The organism is Hydrocoleum sp. CS-953, from assembly GCF_002260545.1.
Classification (GTDB): domain Bacteria; phylum Cyanobacteriota; class Cyanobacteriia; order Cyanobacteriales; family Microcoleaceae; genus Trichodesmium.
Map to the genome: position 1 here is coordinate 1 of NZ_LGSU01000772.1, position 4,587 is coordinate 4,587.

At 33.8% G+C, this 4,587-nt stretch carries 4 protein-coding genes; all 4 read left to right on the plus strand.

Features of this window, described 5'->3' with window-relative positions; all coding sequences use genetic code 11:
- Positions 1-1,293: 1,293 nt before the first annotated feature.
- On the plus strand, positions 1,294-1,524 hold the full coding sequence (locus AFK68_RS44685; RefSeq protein ID WP_371357304.1) for a type II toxin-antitoxin system PemK/MazF family toxin: 231 nt from the start codon (positions 1,294-1,296) through the stop codon (positions 1,522-1,524).
- A gap of 141 nt (positions 1,525-1,665) precedes the next feature.
- Positions 1,666-2,295: an ABC transporter ATP-binding protein gene (locus AFK68_RS09450; protein ID WP_094672496.1), complete on the plus strand. Its 630-nt coding sequence runs from the start codon at positions 1,666-1,668 to the stop codon at positions 2,293-2,295.
- 181 nt (positions 2,296-2,476) lie between these two features.
- Positions 2,477-2,599 (plus strand): hypothetical protein, encoded by a 123-nt coding sequence (locus tag AFK68_RS43385; RefSeq protein WP_256386524.1) that lies wholly within the window; start codon positions 2,477-2,479, stop codon positions 2,597-2,599.
- A gap of 1,630 nt (positions 2,600-4,229) precedes the next feature.
- Complete coding sequence (locus AFK68_RS09465; RefSeq protein WP_094672499.1) at positions 4,230-4,439, plus strand: hypothetical protein; 210 nt, start codon at positions 4,230-4,232, stop codon at positions 4,437-4,439.
- The last annotated feature ends 148 nt before the right edge of the window (positions 4,440-4,587 follow it).

The following is a 4,587-nucleotide window of genomic DNA, read 5'->3' on the forward strand; positions in this document are numbered from 1 at the left end:
ACTCCTGACTCCTCCGCAGTTATTTATTTATCACTGTTCAACCGGACATGATATTAATCATCTATTGGACAATAGTTATAGTCATTTCAAATAAGGATGAAACACTGTTTTGGCTGAAACCCTTTCAAGCAAAGAAACACTCCTCCCAGTCTTATTCAGAATGACTATAGGGCTGGAAAATTAATCCGAAAAGTATTTTGTCTATGAAACAAAACGACATATTACAAAAACAAAGCTAGTTAAGTTCTTATTCTTATATCTTGCGGATCTTTACTCAGTTAAGTGGACAGGAAAACAACTAACTAAACTAGATTGGTATTATTATAAACACAGTCCGTGGGATGAAGATATAGATATGGCTCTAGAGCGCATGAATGGTAAAGAGATTTGTCAAGAATCAGAAGCACAGGTAAAATTTATTAAACTTGGTTCTGAAGCAGGAAAAACAGAGGACTTAAACTTACCTAAAAGTCTAATGTTAATGTTNGATGAAGATATAGATATGGCTCTAGAGCGCATGAATGGTAAAGAGATTTGTCAAGAATCAGAAGCACAGGTAAAATTTATTAAACTTGGTTCTGAAGCAGGAAAAACAGAGGACTTAAACTTACCTAAAAGTCTAATGTTAATGTTAGATAATATTAGGATAGAATGGGCTGTTTCAGGTTCAGATCAAATTAATCAATTACTAGATTATGTTTATGAAACTGCTCCAATGGTAGCGGTTAAAGCTACTCATAAACCGGAAGAAAAAGTTAAGCTTAACTTGCAAAAAGAAAGAGAAAAGCTAAATGAGGAGTTAGAGCTTTAAAGTGGTTGAAAAAAATCCCAAAAACCTAGAAAGGGTTGGATTTATATTATTGATCCCCAAAAAGTTGATTTGAGTTGTCAATTAGGTCACACTTATTCAGATAATATAGAACTTCTAGATTATGTTGAATGCCAGCACTCATCTTGCAAACAGAAAGTTAATCCGGTTGTGCATCAGTAAAGTGTGGGATAAGTAGCGTATGGCTGGCCAATATGATCTAAAAGTACTAATATATAAAGGTTGAGTGCCCACATGGCCGCGAAAAAAGTGCAAATTTTTTAGCCTTTGAGACTAAAAAGTTAGCACGAAAGGCAGACACTTCCCAAACTTCCCACACTTCCCACACTTCCCACCCGGACCACACTTCCTTGACGCACTACCGTTAATCCTAGTAGAGTTTTAAGAGGTAGGCATCTTTAATATTGTTTTGACAAGCAAAAAATTTTCAGCCTCTGTCTGGGTATATAGAAACCTTTAATGCTATTCCTTTAACTTCTCAAGAGACATATAAAGGTCTACCAACAACTTATCCAATTAACCCAACAACTAAAAATTGTCTAGATAAAAAATATTTTGCTCTTGTTCATCAGATATGTACTCTTGATGCTAATTACTTTAAGAACTCAGAAGGAAAATGGAAAAAGCGAATTGGAAAACTAGATAATTCAGATATAAAAGCTATAGGAGAACGTCTAAAAACATTTTTTATCTAGAAAGAGATGATTTGTTTACTACAAGTGCATCTCCTGACCTTTTGATTGAGATAATGTACAAAATACCAGAAAATGAAAGACACTTAGCTCTAGAAAAATTGATAGATGAATTTACTTATTAATTGCTATTAGAATATATCAATGCTATATCTAAAAAACCTACACTATCATCCAGCAGCTAGTAACACTCCTATTCTTAACAATATTAATATGGAACTAGCCCCTCAACAAATGGGTCTAATAATAGGTCGTAGTGGTTCAGGCAAAACTACATTATTAGAAATATTAGCTGGTCTAGCTGAATGCTCCAAAGGAGAAATATACTGGAGAGAGCAAAAATTAACCTCCGAACATTTACAACAACTGGGGGGTTTAGTATTTCAATTCCCAGAAAGACATTTTTGTGGCGCTACTATTCTAGAAGAATTACGATTAGGTCATCCAGAATTACGACCAGAACAAATATCTTTCGCTTTGGAAGAAGTTGGTCTTCAACATTTATCATTCAATACATCGCCCCATGCTTTAAGTGGAGGTCAACAACGTCGTCTGGCCTTGGCAGTACAACTAATTAGACAGCCTCATCTATTAATGTTAGACGAACCAACTGCTGGATTAGATTGGTCAATACGGAAACAACTGGTCAATTTACTAGCTAAATTGAAAAATCATTGGAGTTTATTGGTTGTCACCCATGATGCTAGTGACCTTTTACCCATAGCTGATAAATGTTGGACTTTAAATAAGGGAAACTTAGAATTGGGAATTTAGAATTTAGAATTTAGAATTTATAAGTTAATTGAGCTGGTTTTTTATTACTATCAATGTCTCCTGAAATTTAGATAAAAGTTATAAAGAGGCGATCGCTCATTGGAAGTTAGAAGTTAACGGACAAATGCTTGGGATAGTATCAAGAAAGACTTGAAAGGTAGTTATTAGTTATGAAGATTAGGTGTCGGAAAATTTAGCAGATACTACCAGCGCACCATTTGAACCAGGGGAGCATCGGGAAATAGCAGTTAAGGTGATCGACGACCGAGGGAATGAGTTGTTGGTTGTTAAGGAATTAGAGTAGTTGGGGGTAATTATTATGAGTAATGAGAGTGAGGATAAATTATTAGACCAGTTGGGGGAGTTTGTTATAGGAAAGCTCAGAGAATTAAGAGCATTAAATACAGAGTTAAATTTAATTAACAATAATACAACTAGCATTGTTTCTGTGCTTGATGCAGTCAATCAACAAGTAATTGAGTTAATTGAGTTAAATTCAACTGAAGATAATGCATCTATTTTGTCTAAAGTTGAGCTGGTACATAAAAAGTTAATTGAACTAGCTGAATTGTTAATTGAGGGAGATATAGATGTACAGAATGAGGTAGATGTTGTCCTGAGAATTGAGGAACAGTACCTAAAATTAGTGGAACTGGCAAAATCAAATTTAGCTGAGAGTAATAAGACAAATGTTATCTTTGCAATCAAGGTAATTTATGGAAACATAATTGAGTCTACTTATCCATATANATGAGGTAGATGTTGTCCTGAGAATTGAGGAACAGTACCTAAAATTAGTGGAACTGGCAAAATCAAATTTAGCTGAGAGTAATAAGACAAATGTTATCTTTGCAATCAAGGTAATTTATGGAAACATAATTGAGTCTACTTATCCATATATACAAGGTAATTGTCAGTCTAATTTTCCTTATATAATTGAGACTATAAATCAAAGGTTAATTGAGTTAATGGAGTTAAATTTAATTGAAAAAAGTAGTAGAGTTTTTATCCCTGTAATTAGGCAAAAGTATAACCATTTTTTCTCTCGTACTGCCATCCTATCATCACCGCATGCTGCCCCTACAATCCAAACCTTATACCAAGAAATATTCAGTTTCACCCCTACAAGCAAAATTCTAGAAGGCATCATAATTACTGACAAAAATATCAAGAATGACTCACATAGTATAGTCAAAGGAATTTTCCTCTATACAGATGGAGACTCAGAAATAGTAGACTACGTTATGAATAAATTTGAAGAATTTTACGATCTAACTGGTGAGTGGTGCTATATATATCTCTTAGAAAAAAAGGGAATTAACTGGAAATTATTTATAAAGTATTGGTGGTATCTGCTTTTATCAGAGCTACTTGAAATATTTCAACCAATTAGAATGTTTACTAAAAAGCCATTTAACAGGAATGAATCTTACAAAATAGCAAGAGATTTAGACATTCCTATTGAACAACTTCCCTGCATAGTGTTCTTACCACCTTTAACAAAAATATCCGGTCAAGAAAAGCTTGTTATTCCCATTAAAGAAGCATCTACCAAATATTTCAGGAAAGTATTTTCAACTCTTGAAGGTATAGTTAACAAAGCTAAGGAGCAGAATAAATATGAAGCAATAAAAGCTAAATTTAAGTTTGACGATATTATCCAATATCTGGAGAACAATTCAGAAAAGGTTGTTCAACAGACAACTACTGAGTATCAAATTAATGGTACTAACATTTTTGTAAATAGTCAAATAAGGAGATTAAAAATGACTAACAAAAGTGACCCTAATATTAAGATTGATCGTTCTAATTTAGGTAGCGTTACAGGTAAAGGAACGATAGGCACAGCAATTCAAAATCAGTATAATTATTCCCCAGAGCAAAAGCAAAATTTAGCTGAGGCAGCAAAATAAATTCAGCAATTATTACAACAATTGTCTAAACCGGACTATTCTGAAACTCCTGCGGAAAATGCAATAATTGTAGGTGAGGTAATGCAGGAAATTGAGAAAAATCTCTCTCTCAAGTCTCGAATAATTGAAGCTTTAAAACAGGGAGGAAAAGAAGCTTTTAAGGAGTTAATAGACAATCCAGCAGTTAATATTTTGATGGCTTCAATTGATGGCTGGAATAATGCGGAGTAGGAAATAATATTGTTTATTTATGGTGTGTCGAGTATCCCTCAACTTGTTAAAAAATGGAGGAAACACAATCAGAACTTACTTAGTATTTTCGCTGCTGAGTTAGGAAAAAAAATTACTCCCCTACTCCCCTACTCCCCTACTCCCCTAC

Excerpts from the sequence above, each read along its gene's own strand:
- AFK68_RS09450 (WP_094672496.1), top strand. The coding sequence starts at position 1,666 with ATGCTATATCTAAAAAACCTACACTATCATCCAGCAGCTAGTAACACT.